Raw genomic sequence first — 2,136 nt, 5'->3', positions numbered from 1 at the left:
CTGCAGGACAACGGCCGCTTCAACGCCCTCACTTTCCTGCTGCTGGAAAAAGAGGACAGGCCGGCGCAGAAGAATGGCGAGACTTTCGTTCGCCCCTCGGCCGACAACAACAGCTACGAAGCCTTCGGCTCCTACATCAAGGACCCGCTCTACCAATGGGCGAAAGAGACCACCAACGCCGCCATGGGCATGAACTCGCACCTGAACTACATCCATTCCAAGTTCCTGCTGAAAGATCCTTTGGGCGCCGACCCGATCGTGGTCACCGGCTCCGCCAACTTCTCCAGCGCGTCCACGCGCGAGAACGACGAGAACATGCTCTTCATCCGCGGCAGCCTGCGCGTGGCCGACATCTACTTCACGGAATTCAACCGCCTGTTCAACCACTATTACCTCCGCTCCGTCCGCGAACGCCTGGGCAAACACGCATCCGGAGACGATAAAGCCAGCCTGTTCCTCAGCGAGAACGACAGCTGGCTCGATCATTACAAGGAAGGCAGCCTGCGCTACAAACGCGCAGCAGTGTTCTGGAAGATGGCGATCTGAGGCCGCGCAAGCACGCGTAACGCACGATCGTTGTCCGAAAAAAGCAACGCGCTGGTACGATTAGCCACAATAGTTTCGGACTTGAAATACTATCCAAAGTACGCACGTATTTTCGTGTCTGCTGGGGAGTTCGTCATGAATAAGATTCTGCTTTCGGCCGTCCTTGTTTCCAGTTTCTCTTTCTCTGCCTATGCGCAAACAGCCGCAGCGCCGGCAAGCAGCGCACCGGCCAAGGCTGCAACGGTCACAGCGGTTTGCAAGGACGGCACGCCATTTAGCGGAGCCACGCTGAAAGGTGCTTGCCGCGGGCATGGCGGCGTCGACAAGAAAGCGGCGGCTGCCTCGGCTTCAGCAGCGGCAGCTCCGGCCGCAGCTGCAACTCCGGCCGCTGCGCCTGCGCCAGCAGCACCGGCAGCACCCGCCGCCAAACCCGCTGCTGCTGCCAAAGCGGCTGCGCCAGGGGGCGGCGCGGGGCAAGTATGGGTCAACACCTCGACCAAGGTCTATCACTGCCCTGGCAACCGCTACTACGGGAAGACCAAGACCGGCGAGTACATGAGCGAAGCCGACGCGCAAGCCAAGGGCTTCAAAGGCGACCATGGAAAGGCCTGCGCAAAGTAGCGCCTGGCCGGCTCGGGGAAAAGCCCGCTCAGGCGAGCTTTTCCTTCAAAAATGCAGCAATGTATGGCGTCGCAGCGGCCGCGACGGTCGAAGCCGTGGACGGGTCGATGCCCATGCGCTCGGCCAGCGCTGCCGTCACCTTGCCGGTCAGGATGCCCTCCCCGCCTTCCACCAGCGAATGGAAGAAGCCGTCGCCCCGCACCAGTCCCGCTGCAAACGCGGCAAAAAAGTTACGGCCCGTATGAGCACCCGATGTTGCGGCCTGCTCTTCGACGTGAGCATGGGTCGCATCCATCGCATGGCTTAGCATCTGTTGGGCGTCGTCTGAACTGATGCCCTGGACCGCCAGTGCCTGGGTAGCTTGTGCACCGTGATCAGACGCCAGAAATTCCGAAATAAGCTGCTGTGCATCCATTGAAATCTCCCGTGGAAGTTAAGGATCGGCACAGTCCAGAGTAGTCAAAATTTCTGAGCGCGGCAATAGCAGGCGTTCAGCGCGGCTGAGTGTAATTGACTGGCACGTACTGATAGCCTTTTCCGTTTTCACGCAAATGCCCAATGGCAGGGAATTGCAGGTGCGCCGCGCCAATCAGGTAGCCTCCTTTTGCCGCATCGGCAAACGCCTGCTGACGCGCGGTCATGGCGGCAGGGCTATCGCTGTCGTAAGCGATTGTTACCGATGGATCGTCAAACTGCACCGCTGCCACGTGCATCAAGTCGCCCAGCAGAAGCAGCTTCTGGCCCTTGCTTTCCACCGTATAGGTGACATGGCCCGGTGTGTGGCCCGCCGTCAAATAAGCTTTAATGCCCGGCATAAGCTCGCCGTTAGCCTCGATCGGCTGGAACCTGCCTGCCTTGATGTACGGCGATACCGACGCCACGGCGCCCTGGAACACGAACTTGTCATCGGCCGAAGCATTGTCCATGTTGACCTGATTCAGCCAGAAATCGGCATCGGCTTTGCCCGCG

4 protein-coding genes are annotated in these 2,136 nt (G+C 59.8%); 2 read left to right on the top strand and 2 right to left on the bottom strand.

The window, feature by feature from the left end; all coding sequences use genetic code 11:
• Together AB4Z11_RS30155 and AB4Z11_RS30150 are read left to right on the top strand one after the other, a co-directional pair.
• A partial coding sequence (locus AB4Z11_RS30155) for a phospholipase D-like domain-containing protein (protein WP_442029629.1) occupies nt 1-546 on the top strand: 546 nt, incomplete at its 5' end.
• 144 nt (nt 547-690) lie between these two features.
• The gene (locus AB4Z11_RS30150) at nt 691-1,167 is read left to right on the top strand and encodes a signal peptide protein (RefSeq protein ID WP_442029631.1); all 477 of its coding nucleotides are present in this window, start codon (nt 691-693) and stop codon (nt 1,165-1,167) included.
• A gap of 28 nt (nt 1,168-1,195) precedes the next feature.
• On the opposite strand, the gene AB4Z11_RS30145 is transcribed toward AB4Z11_RS30150, so the two are convergent.
• Both AB4Z11_RS30145 and AB4Z11_RS30140 read right to left on the bottom strand, forming a co-directional pair.
• Nucleotides 1,196-1,582 carry a hypothetical protein gene (locus AB4Z11_RS30145; RefSeq protein WP_442029627.1) on the bottom strand — a complete coding sequence of 129 codons (387 nt, stop codon included), beginning with the start codon at nt 1,580-1,582 and terminating at the stop codon, nt 1,196-1,198.
• Nucleotides 1,583-1,658: 76 nt separating this feature from the next.
• Nucleotides 1,659-2,136: MBL fold metallo-hydrolase (locus AB4Z11_RS30140; protein ID WP_442029625.1), on the bottom strand; the 478-nt coding region annotated here is incomplete at its 5' end.

Source organism: Pseudoduganella sp. RAF53_2, from assembly GCF_052113985.1.
GTDB lineage: Bacteria > Pseudomonadota > Gammaproteobacteria > Burkholderiales > Burkholderiaceae_D > Rugamonas.
Note: the sequence above shows the minus strand (reverse complement) of the source record. Positions and strands in the feature narration are given on the sequence as shown.